Raw genomic sequence first — 19808 nt, forward strand, 5'->3', positions numbered from 1 at the left:
ATGGTGGAAAAGACATCAAAGACCTCACTGAAGCTGAAAAACAAAACATCAGCGCATTAACCCAATTAGTGATGGGACTATCAACCGCAGTAAGTGGCGGCGATGCAGGAGACATCAGCACCTCGATAGCTGCGAGTAAAAATGCGGTGGAGAATAATTATTTAAACTCTCAAGATCATCAAAAGAAGGTTGGTTTAGAATATAGAGAAGAAGAAGGTTTATTAACTGATGAAGAAAAACAACAGTTAATGGAACTTCGGATTAAAGATGAAAGCACCTCAGAAGCATTATTAGAAGCTTGTGTTGATGTAAATAGTGAAGCATGTCGTTCCGAACGTAAAAAGGCTTATGAAGCGTTAGGAACATACATAAATTATTATTATAACAAATTAGAAGAACAAAATGGTTATCAACAAATAAAACATTTATTAGATGGTACCTCAAACTCACCAGAAGCAAATCAATTACGTGCTATTTATGAAGGTTATGTACAAAGTTATAAGAGTTTTGGCTATAATGACGAAGAAGCTAGACAAATGGCAGGCAGAACCATTGGCGCAATGATGATAGTCAATGGTATTACAGGGACTATAACTCTTCCTAAAATAAACAAAATTTTGGGGAGTGGCAAGTTATTATCTGGAAAGGGGACGAATGCAAATAAACCATTAGATAAAGATTATTTCGAATCAGAATATGGAAAAGGAAATGTTGAACAAGGCGGTGGAAATTATAAAGAAACTAAGGATAAAATACTGGATAATCAGGTTACCAATCAGAAAGGAAACGAAAGTAGCAAATTTGGTGACCATGTAAAAAATGAAAATCAGCTTACTGAAAATTGGAATAATACCAATCAGGCTCATAATGTTGCTAACTCATCAAAATTAAAAGATAATTTAACAAACGAGAATTTAAACAATATAGCTAAACAAGATCCAAGATTATCTGCTGTAGTAAAAGGGGGAAATGGAGAGTTAAATTATGGTGTAGGTACTGGTACGTCAGCTGAAGCAGATAAATTAGGAATGATATGGGTTGGTGATGGAGCTAAACAAATGTCTAATGGTGGATGGATTAGTGCTGATGGGACGAGAGGATATCGGCCTCCATCCAGTAAACCTAACAGCCCTTATGCTGAAACGGGTGTTCAAGCTAATTTTGAAACGTATAAATTTGGTGTTGATGGTAAGAGAATAAAAGTAGGTAATGGGCATTTAAATATCAAGGACTAAAAATGAAAATATTATTAAAATCGGTGGGTTCTATAGATTATGACCCAACTATATATTTTCCTGAAGAAGAAAACCTTTTTGGAATAACATTAACTTTATCTATAGGTCCAGATAATGAAATTGGTAGTGAGTATTTTGAACTGTTTGTATGTACGCCCGAATGGTTGTGTAAGCATCAATGGTTACCAGAGTTGATTCGTCATATGTTAATAGTTAGAAAATATGATTTTGAGGAAATAAAAGACACAATAAATAAATGTATTGAGATGTGTACTTGTGATACTTGGTTGGAAACAGCCCAAAAACTTTCAAGGTATTTTGCTTGGGAATATGAAGATTATAAACCCTAGTAAATAATGATAAAGTTCCTATCTAAAAATTGATGTGGTAACTCAAATTTAACCATACAATCCAAACACTATATTAGTGTATTCGTTATTAAAAAGTGGCAGTTAACACTGTCACTAAATTCGATAATTAATTTTTTAATTACTAATTTTGGCTTAACACCACTTTTTAGCCATTATTGTTTTCATGCGCATATATCCCTCAATTCAAAATACAAAAAATCGGTCAGGAAAGGTATTGATTTTATTGAAGTTTTTTTTGTGTTTTTTGCAATAGCAAAGGTGGTTTTAACATCAAGGTAGGCAGCAACAAAAAATCTACGAAGACGCCTACAAAAAGGCGATGAATCAAGGCATGTCAGCGATGGGCAGTGACACCCGTCAAGGCATTGACATGGCGGTTAGTATCATCAACGGCTTAATCAGTGGTGACATGACAGGGGCAGCTGCAGGGGCACTTGCGCCAAAAAGTGCGACTATTATCAAACAACAGACCGAAGGAAACACCGTTGCCAACACCGTCAGCCATGCGATACTGGGTGCGGTGGTAGCCGAACTACAAGGCAACTCCGCCCTAGTGGGTGGCTTGGGCGCTGCCGCAAGTGAACGGGGTGCTGAGGTTATTGCGGGCATACTTTACCCCGACAAAGACATCAAAACCTAAGTCAAGAAGAAAGACAACAAATCAGCGCCCTATCACAGCTAGCGACAGGCCTTGCGATAGCTGCTGCCGGTGGTGATATTCAAGATGTGAATACTGGGGTTGCTGTAGGGAAAAATACGGTTGAGAATAATGCCATTTCTGGGCAATTCGTAGGAAAAACAGACGAAGAAATTAAAAAAATGCTTCACGCTCAATCTAATTGTGAAAATGATAGAAAAGGATGTGAATTAGTGGGTACAATTGTTATTGGTGCTATATTAGCACCAGTTGCGATAATACTCTTACCAGAAGAGGCAATTATTGGCGGACTTTTAAGCGGCACAGCTAGCATTGGTGGTCAATATTATTTTAATGAAGATGATAGTATTAATTGGACTGATGTAGGAATTGCATCAGGAGTTGGTGCTGTTACTGGTGGTGTAGGGACAGGTTTTTGGGGGACAGTTGGTTGGAATGCTGCTAGGGGTGCATTATCGAATCAATTAGATGGTAAAGATCCTGTAACAGGTGCCATAATTGGTGCTGGCTCATCAACAATTGGTTATGGCGTTGGGAAATATGCAGAAAAAGGACTCCGTCCAATCTTTAATCCAGCAGCAAATAAATATATTCATGAAACAAACAAAGGTTTTTTAGGAATAACAGGGCATTATACAGAAAGCTCAATTCCTGCTATTGGGGGGAATATAGCTGATTCTATACTTGGTACAATGACAGAAAACATTATTAAAGAAGGCTTTAAGGATAAAAAAAGTGAGAAAAAATAAGAAATATTTGGCATTATTATATTGTGTAACTGTAGTTCCTTTTCTGTTTTTTTGTAGTGCAATTATAATTCAATTAACCATCTCAATAATACTGTTTATTATGTATAATGTAGAATTTATATATGGCGTTAATGATATATATATAGCTTGTAAGGCAGCTTGTCTTAGTATTCCAACAGGGATAGCATTTTGGTATTTAGAGTGTCGCCGCTATGGAATTAAAATATTTGGTAAATAATAAAATCCTAGCTTTAATGCTAGGATTTTACCGTATCCAAAATTTTGTATATTTGTTATTTAAAGATAGTAGTTAATTCTGTGACTAAATTCTTAACTTCGCCAAAATATTAGATAGTGCTCGCCTCTACCATTTTATCGTTTTTGTAATCAATCATAATGCGGTAGACAGCCAATTACAAGCCAACCAAGCGACCAAAAATCTAGGCACCATGGGTGGAGATGTCAGCAAAGGGATTGACACGGCGACATCGATTATCACGGGCATCATAACGGGTGATATTACAGGAGGTCTTGCGGGGGCGAGTGCTCCATGGATAGCCGAGCAGATAAAACTGCACACAGGGCATATGGGTAAAGACGGCACTTGGGAGAGTGATAATGAAACAGCAAGATTAGTATCGCATGCGATACTGGGTGCCGTAGTAGCGGAATTACAAGGCAACTCAGGCCTAGCAGGTGGAGCCGGTGCCGTAGGCGGCGAGCTGGCATCAAAAGTCATCTTAGATAACCTCTATGGTGGAAAAGACATCAAAGACCTCCCTGAAGCTGAAAAACAAAACATCAGCGCGTTAACCCAATTAGCGATGGGACTATCAACCGCAGTAAGTGGTGGCGATGTAGGAGACATCAGCACCTCGATAGCTGCGAGTAAGAATGCGGTTGAGAATAATTCGTTGCTTGGTGATTGGTTTCGTGAAAAACATAAAAACAGTGTTGAATACTGGAAAACTGAAATTAGAGAAAAAATTGGTGAAAATACAGTATCACAAATTCTTAATGGGATAATGATATCATATGGTGATACTGTTGATTTGGGTGCAGGTGTAACAGATACGGCATTAGATGCTATACTTGCATTAGGAAGTTGTACAGTTGGGGGATCTTATTGCGATACGGCATTAGATGATTTAAAGAAAGCGAATAAAACTGCATCAAATGCAATGACTTCATTAATCAATGGTGACACGTGGGATCATGTTCGTGATGTTTTTGCTAAAGCACAAAAAGGAGATCAACGATCACTAGAAGAAGTGGCTTCAATTTTAACCAGTGTATTAGTACCATCAAAATTAGCAGGAAACGCCGGAAAAGTTGTTAATAAGATTGATGATATTGTTCCACCTAAAGCTGGAAAGGGAGCGAAAAATAGTAACTCGCCCATAAAACCAGGTGATAATTTTGCACCAGATGCAAATCCGAACTTAACTGTTAATATGAATCAACAAAATAAACATATTGTTGGAACGAATGAACATAAAACTGCAAACGCTAGTTCTTCTATACCAAGAAGTACTATTGATCCTAATATTGATGTTCAAAAACTGGTTAATGATTATGCAGGAACAGGAAGAGAAATTCCAACAGGAAGACCTTTAGGAATGCCAGGTTCAAAGGAAAATATTTCGACAAATAAAGTTATTGGACATTTTTATGATACGAAAAGAGAAACCTTTGTTCCAACAACTAATTTCACTATTCACTATTCATTATTCAAAAACAGGGGTTCATATAGTACCCGCGAGACCTTCATTATGAGTAAAAAAATGACAAGAGAAGAACTTATTAAAGTTAAACATGAAATTAATAGAAGTACTATGTATAGCTTAATTGGCCGAATTCCTAAAAAAATTCGAGGAATATCACTTAATTATGATGAAACATTTATGATAATTGAGATGTTTTTTGATGAAAAACTTACTAATGAAGAGGAAGAAGAAATGGAATGTGCTCATTCAGAAGTTGTTTCAGATATTTTTCCTCAAATTTATGATGGTGGTATTAAGTTACTTCTTACAATTTCACCTATAGAAGAAAATATTTTGGATAAAAAAGGAAATTTAGGCTGGTTTTATCTTCGTAAAGAATATGCATAAACGAATTAGTTTCCTGTAGTAACAGTAAACAGGGATATTATTTTTAACAATTTCTTGAATTACAAATTAAGTTGTTACTTTTAATAGTGAGTTTCGGTTTGATATTGCCTTGTGGTTATAACTGGCGGTAGAAAATACTTAGTTGACTACGGAACTGATACTTTTCGCCGTGTTTGATTTTAGTTTAATTTGCAGTAACTCTAACTTAATCTGACAATCCTAACGTATATTATTGTATTCGTTATTAAAAAGTGGCAGTTAATACTGTCACTAACTTCTATAATTCATTTTTCAAATTATTAATTTTGGCTTAGCATTACTTTAGTGATTATTATTTCTATACGCCATTGGAGTAAATCAATCCTACTTGCTGTATTGCTCATGGTGTCATATATCCCTCTATTCAAAACATAAAAAACACATTAACTCACTATTTTTACTTACAAAAAATCTGTCAGGAAAGGTATTGATTTTATTTAAGTTTTTGGTGTTTTTTTTGTGCTAGCCGTGGCGGCACTGGCGGAGCGGGCGCCCCGACGGCGTATCAAAACAGCGGAAAAGAGTCCAGTATAACCCATTCAGCGGTAGAAAACGGACAACTCATCATCCGCAATAAAGACGACCAAAAACAAGATATCAACGAATTAAGTCGAGATACCGAGCATGCGAATAACTCACTCAAACCGATATTTAACAAACAAAAAGAGCTAGACAAATTAGAATCGGTAGAGCTAGTTAAAGACATCGCTCAACAAGCCAAAGGGGTGGTAAACAAATATGACCGCTTACAGGCGCAAAAAGAGGTAGATAAAAACAAGGAAGCGTTATCGAAAAAAGAAGCTGAAAAAGCCTATAATCAATTAAGTGCGGAAGAGCGCGCCCAGATTGATTTTAATCAATATTACGAAGACAATAAAGACTATTGGTATTCCGAGGCGGTAGACAGCCAATTACAAGCCAACCAAGCGACCAAAAACCTAGGCACCATGGGGGGAGATGTCAGCAAAGGGATTGACACAGCGACATCGATTATCACAGGCATTATTACCGGTGACATGACAGGAGGCCTTGCGGGGGCCAGTGCGCCGTGGATAGCCGAACAGATAAAACTGCACACAGGGCATATGGATAAAGACGGCACTTGGGTGACAGATAATGAAGCAGCGAGATTAGTATCGCATGCTATACTGGGTGCGGTGGTAGCGGAATTACAAGGTAACTCAGGGATAGTCGGTGGAGCAAGTGCCGTAGGAGGCGAGCTAGCGGCAAAAGTCATCATTGATAACCTCTATGGTGGAAGAGACATCAAAGACCTCACTGAAGCTGAAAAACAAAATATCAGCGCATTAACTCAATTAGCGATGGGGCTATCAACTGCAGTGGGTGGTGGAGATGTAAGTGACATCAGCACCTCGATAGCTGCAAGTAAGAATGCGGTTGAAAATAATGCCATTTCTGGGCAATTTGTAGGAAAAACAGACGAAGAAATTAAAAAAATGCTCCACGCTCAATCTAATTGTGAAAATGATAGGGAAGGATGTGAATTAGTGGGTACAATTGTTATTGGTACTATATTAGCACCAGTTGCGATAGTACTCTTACCAGAAGAGGCAATTATTGGAGGACTTTTGAGTGGCACAGCTAGCATTGGTGGTCAATATTATTTTAATGAAGATGATAGTATTAATTGGACTGATGTAGGAATAGCAACAGGAACGGGTGCTTTTACTGCTGGATTTGGTACAGGATTTTGGGGAACAATCAGTTGGAATGCTGCTGGGGGTGCATTATCGAATCAATTAGATGGTAAAGATCCTGTAACAGGTGCCATAATTGGTGCTGGCTCATCAACAATTGGTTATGGCGTTGGGAAATATGCAGAAAAAGGACTCCGTCCAATCTTTAATCCAGCAGCAAATAAATATATTCATGAAACAAACAAAGGTTTTTTAGGTGTAATAGTCTTTACTTAATCTGACATTCAAGTTATTTTATAACACAAAAAGGAGAGTCAGAAATGAATCAAACTGCCAAAATCATTAAACCTAAATTAGGACTTTTAGAATTAGCTAAGCAACTCGGTAACGTTCAACAAGCTTGCAAAGTCATGGGATACAGTCGAGATAGCTATTATCGCTTTAAAAAACTGTATGAGCAAGGGGGTGAGCTTGCGCTTCAAGAAATCAGTCGTAAAAAGCCTATCGAAAAAAATCGGGTAGAGCCACATATAGAACAAGCCGTTGTCAATATGGCCTATGAATATCCAGCTTATGGGCAACATCGGGTTGCCAATCAACTTCGTCAAGAAGGTATAATGGTGTCAGGAAGTGGTGTACGCTCTATTTGGCTACGTCACGATTTAGAAAGTTTTAAAAAACGCTTAATAGCCCTAGAAACCAAAGTGGCACAAGAAGGCTGTGTGCTCACGGAAAATCAATTACAGGCCCTTGAAAAAGCCAAAGCATCACGAGAAGCGCATGGTGAAATTGAGACACATCATCCGGGTTATTTATGTGCACAAGATACCTATTATGTAGGGCACATTAAAGGCATAGGGAAAATATACCAACAAACATTTATTGATACCTATTCTAGACTCGCTTTTGCTAAAGTCTATACCGAGAAAAACAGTCTGATTGCTGCTGATATGCTCAATGATAAAGTGCTTCCTTTCTTTGACAGCGAACAAGTACCACTTTTACGCATTCTTACAGACCGAGGTACGGAATATAATGGCCATAAGGAAAGCCATGCTTACGAACTTTATCTTAATCTAGAAGATATTGAACACACCAAGACCAAAGCCTACAGCCCACAAACTAATGGCATTTGTGAGCGATTCCATAAGACGATGAAAACAGAATGTTATGATATTTTATTTCGACGTAAGATTTACACACAATTGAGTGAAATACAAAACGATATTGAGCAATGGCTTGATTTTTACAATCGAGAAAGAGCACACTCTGGAAAATATTGTTATGGGAAGACACCCTGGCAAACATGGAATGATGCAAAAGGGTTGGTTAAGGAAAAGCAATTGGAGAATTTATTTTACTCATCGGACACGCATTTTGTTAAAATGAAGGCCGATGAGTAATACGTGTCTGTCAGATTAAGTTTGAGCTACTACATTTAGGAATAACAGGGCATTATACAGAAAGCTCAATTCCTGCTTGGACTGGAAGTGGCATTTCATCTAGTTCAAGTGAATATTTAAATAAAAAAACAACTGAAATAATTAAAAATAATAGAGATAAAAATGAATAGAAAATATTTAATACTTATATATTTCTGCTCTATAATGCCTATAGGCTTTTTGTTATTTTATCTAATAACAAACATATTATTTTTTTTATGTGGTTTTATTCTTTATGGAGAGGCAGATTTTGATCTGGGTAATATACAACAAATTTTGTTTTTTCCATGCTTAGGTCTTATCATGGGAATTGCTTGTTGGTATTCAGTATGCCGTCGCTCAGGTATTAAGATTTTCGGAAAATAATATTATCCCATCTTTAATGCTGGGATTTTACCCTATCCAAAATTTTGTATATTTGTTATTTAAAGATAGTAGTTAATTCTGTGACTAAATTCTTAACTTCGCCAAAATATTAGCTAGTGCTAGCTTCTATCTACTAGTGGATTTGTGTTGGGAAATGCTGCTTCAAAAGTTGTTCAAAAGGTAGCCCAATTAAAAACCTTATCTGGAATAGCTGATAAAATTATTGCTTATAATAGATCTGGTAGTGGCTTAAAAGCTGATCCATCGCATAGAGCAGCAAGCTTCATTACCAAAGAACAACTTAAAAAAGGTAAGGTATTTACAATAACAGGCGGTGATGGTGTTAAGCGAACCTTATTACAAACAGAAGGTTAAATAATCATGAATTTTAATTTAAATAAAAATAGAATTTATCTAAATTGGAAAGATATTTCATGGGGATATCGAAATCATATTATTGGCTGGAAAGATGTCATCAATTATGCAAATGATATGATTATTAATGGTAGTAGTAATCAAGATGTATTTGAACTATCAATGGTTAATTCCTCTAATATTTTTAAGTTAGATAATTTATTGAATAAAATTGCTGGGTCTTTAGAGAATTATAGTAACGCAAAATGGTTATATATTTTGTTACTACAATTATATAATATTCGTAATGACATTAAAGATCCATTAGGTGAAGTAGAAGCAATTTATGAAAATTTTGATTATCCTGAAGAAATAGAGTCTTTCGTGAGATACATGCCTGTATCTAATGATTATGATCCTTCTAAGCATACTCAAGAGGAAAATGAAAAGCGGTTATATTTTAATTGGAAACAATATTTAGATAACCAAGAAAATATTTGGAAATAAAAAATGATTCTATCCCTATCCTAAATTTTGTATATTTACCAGTAAAAAGTGACAGTTAATTCTGTCACTAAATTCGATAATTAATTTTTTAATTACTAATTTTGGCTTAGCACTACTATTTAGCCATTATTATTTTCATGCGCCATGATTAATAAATCCCGTTTACTGTATTGCTCATGGTGTCATATATCCCTCTATTCAAAACATAAAAAACACATTAACTCACTATTTTTACTTACAAAAAATCAGTCAGGAAAGGTATTGATTTTATTTAAGTTTTTTGTAATGACAAAGATGATTTTGATAGCAAGGTTGGCAATAACACCGAATTAAAAGCAACAAACAAAGGCCAGTCTTAACCGACAAGTAGTAACAAAAAATCTACGAAGACGCCTACAACAAGCCCATGAACGAAAGGATGTCGGCGATGGGCAGTGACCGTCGCCAAGGCATTGATATGGTGGTTAGCATCATCAACGGCTTAATTGGTGGCAACATGATAGGACTTTATTTTTTGCTTTAACCTTGCACAAGGAAAGTCTGGTGCTGGAGTATCCCTTGCCAGTTTAGTGGAATGTTAGAAGTTATAACTCACAAATATTCTTTCATTCTTTTATATAAAAATTAGTAGTATAAAATTTACATTTAGTAGATGGAAACATAATATATATTGGACATTCTCTATTATCAAATTTTGTGTAATCAAAATAATATAAATCACGAAAATCTTTTTGAATAACAACAATTTGAGTGTCCTTTAGTATATTGTTTTTCAGATCAATGAAACGCATAATCAACTGATTGTTATTTGAATTCGACGCTAAATTTTTTAACCGTGATATTTTTCTCTTATGATTTGTATTTATATCATAGCGGTGACTTCTGTACACTTTTTGGTGAGGATCAATCACGGATTTAAGAAGACAAATTAAAATTTGATTTTTTTCAAAAATAGCTGTCTCTTCTCTTGAGAAGCATTTTTAATTTGTCCCATATTTTTCCAAGTCACATTCTTAATTCCTAATTGTTTCAAAGTTGAATTAATAAAAACAGATTTAATGCTGTTTCCTGCAAAGAAACGGATAAACCAAGTAGGGGCATCAGAAGTGGTTAAAACTGTAGTTGAGTTGATATGATTAATCTTACCCTTTATTCCCGTTGGAGTATCAATGTAAGAAAAGTTCTTTTTAAATACTTTATCAATAAAACCTTTTAAGATCGCTGGTAAATCATACCACCAAATAGGAAATATAAAAACGATATCAGATGCATCCGTTATCATTTTCTGATATTTTTCTACTAAAGGATCTGTTGTTTGTCCTGTACTGTATAACCTTAATTCTTCGGGAGTGTATATTGGATTAAAACCGTCTTTATATAAATCAATAATATCAAAGTCTTTTCCGCTTTCTTTTAAAAGAGATACAGTTCTTTCCAAAATAGCATGATTATAGCTCTTTTCATAGGGATGAGAATAAATTATTAATGTTTTCATTGTAAAATCTCATTGTTTTTTAAAAATAAATTTGATCCTAGCCAAAAAATGGACAAAAGTTGCCTCTATGATATAAACAAAACTCATAGGAGACAAATATTATGGTGAAAAAGTTTAACATCGAATTCAAACAACAATCAGTCGATTATGTGTTATTTCTGGCACACTTTCCATAAGTGAACTTAACCACCTAGGTGAGGTAAATCAACTCAACTCTAGATAAGTGGATTAGGCAACTTGCCCCAATAAAACCAGCCGTCGAGAGTCAACGGTTGAGCAACAGCGGATTATAACCTTAGAAAAAATTAAAGAACTGAAAATGGCCAATGACACACTAAAAAGGCACATGTGTACTACATCAACAACCCAAGTCGCTGAAATACGCTTATATAAAAAATTATTTAACCTTCTATCCCATTATCAGGATATGCTCGTTACTTAGTGTCAGTATGTCGGGTTATTATGCTTGGCTAAAAAGCTCCAATAAATCAGTCAAACTTTACTTACAAAAAATCGGTCAAGAAAGATATTGATTTTATTTAAGTTTTTATATAACAAATAAAGTGGTAACAACTTTTGGGCTGTTTGTTAATTTTTTTGGTTTAAAGGTGTAATGGTGGGCATTTTTTCACAAAGATGGAAACGCCCATAACTACACTTTCGATCCTATTTATCTATTATACAAAAAAACTATCCCATCGAAATCACCCGATCAAACAACGGATTATCTGTCAATCGATGTGTCACCATTAGCAACGTTTTACCGTTACAGGTCTTTTTAATTAATTGAATCATTTGCTGTTCTGTTTGTTGATCAAGGCTTTCTGTTGGTTCATCCATTAAAATTAATGGCGAATTATGTAGCAATGCTCTTGCAAGACCAATACGGCGGATTTCGCCACCTGATAGGGAGCGACCACCTTGTCCAAGGAGTAAGTTTAACCCTTGTTCAGTGGTGAGCAGTTTATCGAGTTCGACTTGATGTAATACCGCTATGAGTTGTTCATCAGTTGCTCGTTGGTTTCCGATTAATAAATTGTGCCGTAGGCTATCACTAAAAATAGTAATTACTTGCGGAACAACCGCAATGGCTTGGCGAAGTGTGGGTTCATCGAGTTGGTTTATTGGTTTGTCGTTAATAAAAATTTCCCCCGAATTGGGTTCCCAACTGCGTGTGATTAAACTTAATAAAGTGGATTTGCCACCCCCCGTTTTGCCAATTAAGCCAATATGTTCGCCAGCTTTGACTGTTAAGGAAAAATCAGTTAATACCGCAAAAGGTTGATTTGGATAGCTAAAGTTGATGTTGTTTAACTGTAATTTAGCCGATTTTAGATCAATTAGTTGTCCTTGCGTTGTAAATTGTACATCAGGTTTTTGATTGAAAATAGCGGTAGTGCGAGTAGCCGATGTGAGTACTTGCCCTAAAAAGATAAAAGCGCCAGGAATGGGCATGAGTATTTCAGCACTGGCAAGACTGACAAAGACAAATAACGCCACTAAAGGCGATAGGGTGTATTGTGTGATTAGCCATAGTACTAATAAGGTTAAAAATCCTGCAATTAATAAGACAAGTGCACTTGATAGTGCCATTAGTGTTGATTGGCGTTGTTGGTTGTAAAGCCAACTCGATTCAAGTTCATTAAGTTTTGCACGATAGCGTGATTGTGCATTAAATAAAGTAAGTTCGGCTTGTCCTTGTAGGTAGTTAACTAATAGCAGCCGATATTCACTTTGTTGCTTTGCCAGTGTTATTCCTAATTGCTTACCTGCTTGATAAAAGATAACAGGCACCACCAGTAAGGTAGTAGTAAGAATAATACTGATGGTTAAAGCAATCGGTAAGTTTATATTTGCTAACCCAATAAATAAAATACCAATAGTAACAAGTGCGGTAACAATAGGCGAAAACAGTTTTAGATACAGGTGATCAAGAGCATCAATATCGACAATAAAGCGATTAAGTAAGTCCGCCTTTTGATATTGGGCAAGTTGATTGGCACTGAGTGGTAGTATTTTTTTAAACGCCAAGGCTCTTAAATAAGAAAGCAGTTTAAACGTTGTGTTGTGATCAACTAAGCGCTGCATATAACGGGCAGCGGTTCGCGTTATTGCTGCTGCACGTACGCCTGCTGCAGGTAGCATATAGTTAAAGGTATATAAGCCCGCTACACCAACAACAGCCGTGGAGGCTAAAAACCATCCCGATAATGATAGCAAAAATACGCTAGCAAATAGGGTTAGAATAGACAGCGATAATCCCAATAAAATTTGCCCAAAATAGTGTTTGTAAAGTGCAATATAGGGGCGCAGAGTAGTTAGCATGTACTCTCCTTGTTATGATAATGCAGTTTTCCTTCTGATAATTGCCATATTTGATCAAAATATTGCATATCATCATTTTGATGGGTGATGGTGATGCTATTTGTGGCGATATTTTGCTGATCTAAGTTTTGTATGGTTTGTTTATCTAAACTAGCTGTTGGTTCATCAAGGATCAATAGTTGGCAGGGTTTTAACATAGCTCGAGCTAATGCTATACGCTGTGCTTGTCCGACTGATAATCTAATGGCATCTTCTCCAACTTGTGTCTCTAAACCAGCAGGTAATTTGGCGATGACTTCGGTTAACTGCGATTTGTGAATCACTGTTTCAATTTCCTGTTCTGATGCATTTGGTTTACCAAGTAAAATGTTGTCTCGCACTGAGCTGTTAATTAAATACGGACTTTGACCAATCCAGCTAATTTGTTGTTGCCAAGTTTTGATATCGAGTTGGTTAAATTCAATACCGTTAATTTTGAGTGATCCTTGATAAGGTAAAAATCCTAGTAAAACATGGATTAACGAGGTTTTACCTTCACCACTTTTTCCAATGAGTGCTAATTTAAAAGGCGCACGTAACGAAAATGATAACGGTCCAACAAGGGGGTGACCTTCGTTTGATATTACAACTAAGTTATCGGCCTGAATGGTTTGTAAGGATTGAGCAAATGGGATATTGGATAATGTTACGTTAGTGTGTTGTTGTGGTGATTTTTGGGTTAAGAATGCTTCGATATTGTCGGCAGCGGCAATGGCTTCGGCTTTGGCGTGATAATAAGTTCCTAGATCTCGTAACGGTTGAAAGTACTCGGGTGCTAAGATCAGCGCAAAAAATCCCGCAAATAAGGTAACTGTTCCGTTATAAGCACCAAAATTAAATTCGCCTAAATATGAAAAACCAAAATAAACGGCAACCACAGCGATCGAAATTGAAGTAAAGAATTCTAATACCGCTGATGATAAAAAAGCCATTTTTAATACTTGCATGGTTTTAATGCGAAAATCTTCTGACGCTTTGGCAATTTCGTTGGTTTGTTTATCACCTTGGTTGAATAGGCGAATAGTGCTTAAACCTTTAAGGCGATCTAAGAAGTGACCACTTAAATAAGCAAGTGCTTTAAAATGACGGCGGTTAATATCAGCAGCACCCATGCCTACTAATATCATAAAAATAGGAATGAGTGGCGCAGTACAAAGCAAAATGGCTGCAGCAGCCCAATTAAATGGCAATATTGCAATACTGATTAAAATGGGCGTCATGCTTGCCAATCGCATTTGTGGTAAGTAACGAGCAAAAAAATCATGTAATTTATCGACTTGTTCAATCAGCAAGGTGCTCCATGCACCAGTGGTGCTTTGATTTAAATAGGCAGGGCCATGCAGTTCAAGTTGATTAATTAATTGGTGCCGAATTTGTTGGCGAACTTTTTTACCTATAGCAAAGTTAATTTTTTCGCGTAGATAAACAAAACACGCCCGTATTAGCAGCACAGCCATTAGTGCACCCAAAAAGGGTAGAATGTCCACAAAATGGTGCTGCTCAATAATGAGTTTTTGTAAGATAATAGCAAGCAATCCAGCTTGGGTTATAACCAAGATTGTTAACATAAACCCCGTTAATGTTGACGCACGCAAATCACTTTTATGTTTTTTTGCCTGCTGTTTTAGCCAGCCTAGTAGATATGTTTGGCGTTTTTTATCTAATGACATGTAGATTGTTACTTTTTATTTTAAGTTGTCTAAATAATGTTCCGCATCTAAAGCAGCCATGCAACCAGTTCCTGCTGATGTAATGGCTTGTCGATAAACATGATCCATAACATCACCTGCAGCAAAAATACCTTCGACACTAGTTTGTGTGGCATTGCCTTGAGTACCTGATTGTACTTTGATATAACCACCATTTAGTTCAAGTTGACCTTCAAATATAGTGGTATTGGGTTTGTGACCAATGGCAATAAATACACCTAAAACTGAGATGTCTTCGGTTATGTTAGGGGCTTGTGTGCTACGGATCCTAACACCTGTTACACCCATATCATCACCTAATACTTCGTCAACGATGCGATGAGTATGTAAAATCACTTTGCCTTCTTTGACTTTTTCAGCCAAGCGATCCATTAATATTTTTTCAGCTCTAAAGCTGTCTCGACGGTGAATTAAGTGTACTTCACTCGCAATATTGGCTAAGTAAAGTGTTTCTTCAACAGCTGTATTACCACCGCCTACGACAGCAACTTTTTGGTTGCGGTAAAAAAATCCGTCGCAGGTTGCACACGCAGATACGCCTTTACTTTTAAACGCCTCTTCAGATGGTAGACCAAGATATTGTGCCGAAGCACCTGTTGCAATAATGAGTGCATCACAGCTATATTCAGTCTCACTACCAAAAAGCTTATAAGGCTTAGTGCTAAAATCGACACGATCAATTTGATCTAAAATAATTTCAGTATTAAATCTTTCGGCATGTTCTTGCATTTTGACCATTAATTCAGGTCCTGTTAGATCAGGTGCACCTGCTGGCCAGTTTTCAAGGTCGGTGGTGGTAGTGAGTTGCCCACCTTGTTGCATTCCTGTAATTAATACGGGTGAAAGGTTAGCTCGAGCTGCATAAACAGCAGCAGTATAGCCCGCTGGACCAGAACCAAGTATTAATAGGCGTGCGTGTTTGGTTTTCATGTTTAAATCCTTACTTATTTTTAATTTTGATTATTTTAAACAAAATTAACTTAATTTATGACTGATAAGTCTAACATTATCAATCTTCAAGGTGCAAAATAATTCATTATTGTAGTGATAGGCTGTAACAATAAGAACGATTTACTTTGTTGTATTGGTTGTATTGAGCAAGGTTATCTTTTTATTTTCAATTGCTTTATATATCTTTGTTATTTTTTTAAATTATGTTTATTTTTGTTTTTTATTTTCTGTGTTTAAAATATGCACTTTTATTTTTAACTTTATTTTTCCATTATCTGATAATCTTTTTTGATTATTGGTTTATTTTATATCCTGACAAAAGTAAGGGGAAGACGATATGGATAATCCTTCAAAGGATAATGCAGAAGCCGTGCTTAGAAAAATTAATTGGGCACAAGAGATTTTAAATTCAGTACAACAAAATGTTAGTGACCCTCAAATTGGTAATATTTTATCGGGTATTTCATTTATTATGGATTCGGCCTCAATGGATGCTGAGGCACTTTATCAATCCATTAAGTAATATTCAATAAAGTAATATTTATACTTACTGCCTTCATTCGTTGTTTGGTAATAAAGGACGAAGGTAGTAAGTGGTTAAATTGATTTAACTGTTATCTGATAGATGCGTAGTTAAGTCTGAAAGCGACCAACGGATATGTGCAGTAGGTTCGTTGATTCGGTAACCAAAAGCCAAACAAAGTCCAACACCAAATGAGTCACCGCCAAATTGGGGAATGTGTTTTTCTAGAATTTTTATGACTTTATCATGATCAAATCCACCAATAGCACACGAGTCAATACCACGAAATGCTGCTGCCGTCATCATATTGGCACTAGCGATATAGTCTTGCATTTCTGACCAGTGGTTGATGGTTAAGCCGTCTGCTAAGCCTTGTTCGCAAAAATTGATAAAGCCTTGGCAAGCAATATCAATATCGGTTTGATTATTGGGATCGGGTAAGGTGCGTGCAATTGTTTGTCGTAAATAATCGCTCTGTAACGTAAAATTATTCGCTTTGCGGTAAAGCACAATTACAAAATGCGAACAGCTTGTGACTTGCTCTTGGTTGTAGCAAACATTGCGTAATTCAACTTTTATTTTGTGGCTATCAACCACTACAAAATGCCAAGGTTCCATACCAAATGATGAAGGAGATTGTCGCCCTGCCTCTAATATATATTCAATATCATCATTGTTGATCTTTTTTGTGTCGTCAAATTTTTTACATGCATGTCTAAAGTCGAATGCTTGGGTTAGCTTGTCCATATTTTCTCCTAAGATTGGCTATTCCACGGGGCAACTTTTAATAATAATAACATACCAGGAATGGCAAGAATAAAACATAAACAAAAAAAGTTTGTCCATCCTAAATATTCAACCATAATACCTGTAGATGCATTAATTAACGTTCTAGGTATTGAAGCAATACTAGTAAATAAAGCAAATTGGGTTGCTGTATAAAGTGGGTTAGTTGTTTTTGCAATAAATGCGACAAAGGCAGCAGAACCAAGACCTACGCCAAGTGATTCAACTCCAATTACTATGGCTAATAATGTTTTTTGAAATGTTCCTATTGTAGTAAATGGTCCTTCTATCGAAAGCCAAACAAATCCTAAAATTGATATAACTTGAACAACGCCAAAAGACCATAGTGCTCTGTTTATGCCTATTTTGATCATCAAAATACCGCCCATTAATGCACCAAACACACTTGGCCATAACGAGGCATTTTTTGCAATCCAACCAATATCGGGGCGACTGTAACCCATTTGTAAATAAAAATTTGTAGCTAAAGCGGTTGCCATGCTATCGCCTAGTTTATATAAAAATATGAATGTTAAAATTAATATGGCTGTTTTAAGTCCATTTCGAGTAATAAACTCACTAAATGGCTTAATGATGATATCTTCAAAAGTATGATTTTGGGGTGATTGGTTAATCGGCTCTTTCACTAATAGTGTCATGATGATGGCAGGTAACATAAAAAGTGCTGTGATAATAAAAACACTATTCCATGGTAAGGTATTGGATAATATCAGAGATAATGACCCTGGTACTAAACCTGCAATACGATAGGCATTAGTATGAATACTATTACCAAGTCCTAATTCTTTATCAAGTAATAACTCTCGTCTAAAAGCATCCAGTGCAATATCTTGTGTGGCTGAAAACAGCGCAATAATAAAGCAAATAGTAGCTATTAACCAAATATTTAATGAAGGTGAAAAAAATCCCAATATTGCGATCGAAAATAAAAGTATTATTTGTGAACCAAGCATCCAACCACGTCGTCGCCCTAAATTAAAGAGTGAAATGTTATCCATCAATGGTGACCACATGAATTTTAAAATATAGGGGATCTGTGTTAATGAGAAAGCACTAATCGCTTTGATATTAATACCATCACTTTCTAGCCATGCAGGTAATAGTTGTAATAATAAATAAAAAGGAAGACCAGAAGCAAAACCCGTAAAAATGCAGATCATCATCTTGGTAGTAAAAATGGTTTTTAAAAGTGAATTTTGCGAATTATTCATTATTTAACTTTAATGGTTAGTTTTTTTGCAAAGTGTTATCATATCACACAACACCAAAAAATAATTCTACAAGCCAAGATAAACCGTTACCTAAAGTCATTTTTCAAAAAACCAAGAGTGGTATTGAATAAATATGTTTCAGTATAAAATTTAATGCCAATATTCAGTTAAAAATTAACTAATTATCATCAAAAGGGGTTCAGTAATATGAAAAGTTCAATCAAAGTTGCTGTCTTTAGTAGTAAGCATTATGACAAAGAACATTTAGACATCACAAATAAAAAATTTGGTTTTGATATTGAATATTATGAGCATAAATTAAGTCATAAAACAGTGGTTACTGCCCAAGGTTATGATGCGGTCTGTGCATTTGTGAACGATGAAATAGATAAAAAAGTACTTCAAAAATTAGCCAGTTTTGGTATTAAAATTTTAGCACTTCGCTGTGCTGGGTTTGATAATGTTGATTTAGGCGAGGCTGAAAAACTAGGCATTACTATTGTCCGTGTTCCTGCTTATTCTCCCGAAGCTGTTGCGGAACATGCAGTGGCATTAATGATGACACTAAACAGAAGAACTCATAAGGCTTATCAACGAACTCGTGATGCAAACTTTTCGTTAGATGGCTTGACTGGCTTTAATATGCACAATCGTACTGCTGGGGTTATTGGTACTGGCAAAATTGGTCAAGCTGTTATCCGCATCTTGAAAGGTTTTGGTATGCATATTCTTGCTTATGATCCTTATCCAAATGATATTGCAGTTGAGTTAGGGGCGCAATATGTTGAGTTAGATGAGTTATATGCAAAATCAGATGTGATTACGCTACATTGCCCAATGACGCCTGAAAATTATCATTTATTGAATAAAGAATCTTTTCAAAAGATGAAAGATGGTGTGATGATTATCAATACCAGTCGTGGAGCATTACTTGACGCAACAGCCGCAATTGATGCATTAAAACAATCAAAAATAGGTGCTTTGGGGATGGATGTTTATGAAAATGAACGTGATCTCTTTTTTGAAGATAAATCTAATGATGTTATTTTAGATGATGTTTTCCGCCGTTTGTCTTCTTGTCATAACGTTATTTTTACTGGTCATCAAGCCTTTTTAACACAAGAAGCGTTATTGAATATTTCTGATACCACGTTAAATAATATTAAGCAAATATCTGAAGGTAAACCATGTCCAAATATTGTTAAATAACAATAAATATTTTATGATGTTGTCGATTTTTCAACTACTTAAAATA

At 35.8% G+C, this 19808-nt stretch carries 17 protein-coding genes and 2 pseudogenes; 13 read left to right on the forward strand and 6 right to left on the reverse strand.

All coding sequences use genetic code 11. The features are described 5' to 3' along the window. The 11 genes and pseudogenes from GQ596_RS09790 to GQ596_RS09830 all read left to right on the forward strand — a co-directional run. The coding region (locus GQ596_RS09790) for a VENN motif pre-toxin domain-containing protein (RefSeq protein WP_160401499.1) at nt 1-1235 on the forward strand (1235 nt) is incomplete at its 5' end. Between the two features lie 2 nt (nt 1236-1237). Continuing rightward, the gene (locus GQ596_RS09795; RefSeq protein ID WP_160401501.1) at nt 1238-1585 is read left to right on the forward strand and encodes an immunity 8 family protein; all 348 of its coding nucleotides are present in this window, start codon (nt 1238-1240) and stop codon (nt 1583-1585) included. Nucleotides 1586-1925: 340 nt separating this feature from the next. After that, nucleotides 1926-2246 carry a hypothetical protein gene (locus GQ596_RS09800; RefSeq protein ID WP_160401503.1) on the forward strand — a complete coding sequence of 107 codons (321 nt, stop codon included), beginning with the start codon at nt 1926-1928 and terminating at the stop codon, nt 2244-2246. Nucleotides 2247-2266: 20 nt separating this feature from the next. Continuing rightward, nucleotides 2267-2326, forward strand: a pseudogene (locus GQ596_RS11275) (hypothetical protein); the annotation flags it as partial. Nucleotides 2327-2332: 6 nt separating this feature from the next. Further along, on the forward strand, nt 2333-3013 hold the full coding sequence (locus tag GQ596_RS09805; RefSeq protein ID WP_237398402.1) for a hypothetical protein: 681 nt from the start codon (nt 2333-2335) through the stop codon (nt 3011-3013). A 587-nt stretch (nt 3014-3600) separates the two neighbouring features. After that, nucleotides 3601-4704: pseudogene (locus tag GQ596_RS09810) on the forward strand (VENN motif pre-toxin domain-containing protein); the annotation flags it as partial. Continuing rightward, nucleotides 4685-4789, forward strand: coding sequence for a polymorphic toxin type 50 domain-containing protein (locus GQ596_RS11280; protein ID WP_370516495.1), 105 nt, complete (start codon nt 4685-4687; stop codon nt 4787-4789). The pseudogene GQ596_RS09810 and the gene GQ596_RS11280, both read left to right, overlap by 20 nt. A gap of 1102 nt (nt 4790-5891) precedes the next feature. After that, nucleotides 5892-7100 carry a VENN motif pre-toxin domain-containing protein gene (locus tag GQ596_RS11120; protein WP_160401507.1) on the forward strand — a complete coding sequence of 403 codons (1209 nt, stop codon included), beginning with the start codon at nt 5892-5894 and terminating at the stop codon, nt 7098-7100. Between the two features lie 44 nt (nt 7101-7144). Next, on the forward strand, nt 7145-8227 hold the full coding sequence (locus GQ596_RS09820) for an IS481 family transposase (RefSeq protein WP_160401508.1): 1083 nt from the start codon (nt 7145-7147) through the stop codon (nt 8225-8227). Between the two features lie 552 nt (nt 8228-8779). Further along, nucleotides 8780-9007, forward strand: coding sequence for a hypothetical protein (locus GQ596_RS09825; RefSeq protein WP_160401510.1), 228 nt, complete (start codon nt 8780-8782; stop codon nt 9005-9007). A gap of 6 nt (nt 9008-9013) precedes the next feature. Next, nucleotides 9014-9493 (forward strand): DUF2247 family protein, encoded by a 480-nt coding sequence (locus GQ596_RS09830; RefSeq protein WP_160401512.1) that lies wholly within the window; start codon nt 9014-9016, stop codon nt 9491-9493. Between the two features lie 928 nt (nt 9494-10421). On the opposite strand, the gene GQ596_RS09835 is transcribed toward GQ596_RS09830, so the two are convergent. The 4 genes from GQ596_RS09835 to trxB form a co-directional block, all read right to left on the reverse strand. After that, nucleotides 10422-10988: an NAD(P)H-dependent oxidoreductase gene (locus tag GQ596_RS09835; protein WP_160401513.1), complete on the reverse strand. Its 567-nt coding sequence runs from the start codon at nt 10986-10988 to the stop codon at nt 10422-10424. A gap of 690 nt (nt 10989-11678) precedes the next feature. Then, nucleotides 11679-13313, reverse strand: a complete 1635-nt coding sequence (gene cydC / locus GQ596_RS09840; RefSeq protein ID WP_160401514.1) for a cysteine/glutathione ABC transporter ATP-binding protein/permease CydC — start codon at nt 13311-13313, stop codon at nt 11679-11681. Then, nucleotides 13307-15022 carry a cysteine/glutathione ABC transporter permease/ATP-binding protein CydD gene (gene cydD / locus GQ596_RS09845; protein WP_160401516.1) on the reverse strand — a complete coding sequence of 572 codons (1716 nt, stop codon included), beginning with the start codon at nt 15020-15022 and terminating at the stop codon, nt 13307-13309. Before cydD ends, cydC begins: the two co-directional genes overlap by 7 nt. Before the next feature lie 15 nt (nt 15023-15037). Beyond that, the gene (gene trxB / locus GQ596_RS09850; protein WP_160401518.1) at nt 15038-15991 is read right to left on the reverse strand and encodes a thioredoxin-disulfide reductase; all 954 of its coding nucleotides are present in this window, start codon (nt 15989-15991) and stop codon (nt 15038-15040) included. Between the two features lie 358 nt (nt 15992-16349). On the opposite strand from trxB, the gene GQ596_RS09855 reads away from it, so the two are divergent. Further along, the gene (locus GQ596_RS09855) at nt 16350-16535 is read left to right on the forward strand and encodes a hypothetical protein (protein WP_160401520.1); all 186 of its coding nucleotides are present in this window, start codon (nt 16350-16352) and stop codon (nt 16533-16535) included. Nucleotides 16536-16619: 84 nt separating this feature from the next. Here GQ596_RS09855 and GQ596_RS09860 read toward each other — a convergent pair whose 3' ends face one another. Both GQ596_RS09860 and GQ596_RS09865 read right to left on the reverse strand, forming a co-directional pair. After that, nucleotides 16620-17282, reverse strand: a complete 663-nt coding sequence (locus GQ596_RS09860) for an NAD(P)H-dependent oxidoreductase (protein WP_160401522.1) — start codon at nt 17280-17282, stop codon at nt 16620-16622. Nucleotides 17283-17290: 8 nt separating this feature from the next. Next, on the reverse strand, nt 17291-18553 hold the full coding sequence (locus tag GQ596_RS09865; RefSeq protein WP_160401523.1) for an AmpG family muropeptide MFS transporter: 1263 nt from the start codon (nt 18551-18553) through the stop codon (nt 17291-17293). 219 nt (nt 18554-18772) lie between these two features. On the opposite strand from GQ596_RS09865, the gene GQ596_RS09870 reads away from it, so the two are divergent. After that, nucleotides 18773-19762 carry a 2-hydroxyacid dehydrogenase gene (locus tag GQ596_RS09870; RefSeq protein ID WP_160401560.1) on the forward strand — a complete coding sequence of 330 codons (990 nt, stop codon included), beginning with the start codon at nt 18773-18775 and terminating at the stop codon, nt 19760-19762. The last annotated feature ends 46 nt before the right edge of the window (nt 19763-19808 follow it).

Origin of the sequence: Gilliamella sp. Pra-s60 (assembly GCF_009795755.1) — a bacterium.
In the GTDB taxonomy this organism is placed as follows: Bacteria; Pseudomonadota; Gammaproteobacteria; order Enterobacterales; family Orbaceae; genus Gilliamella.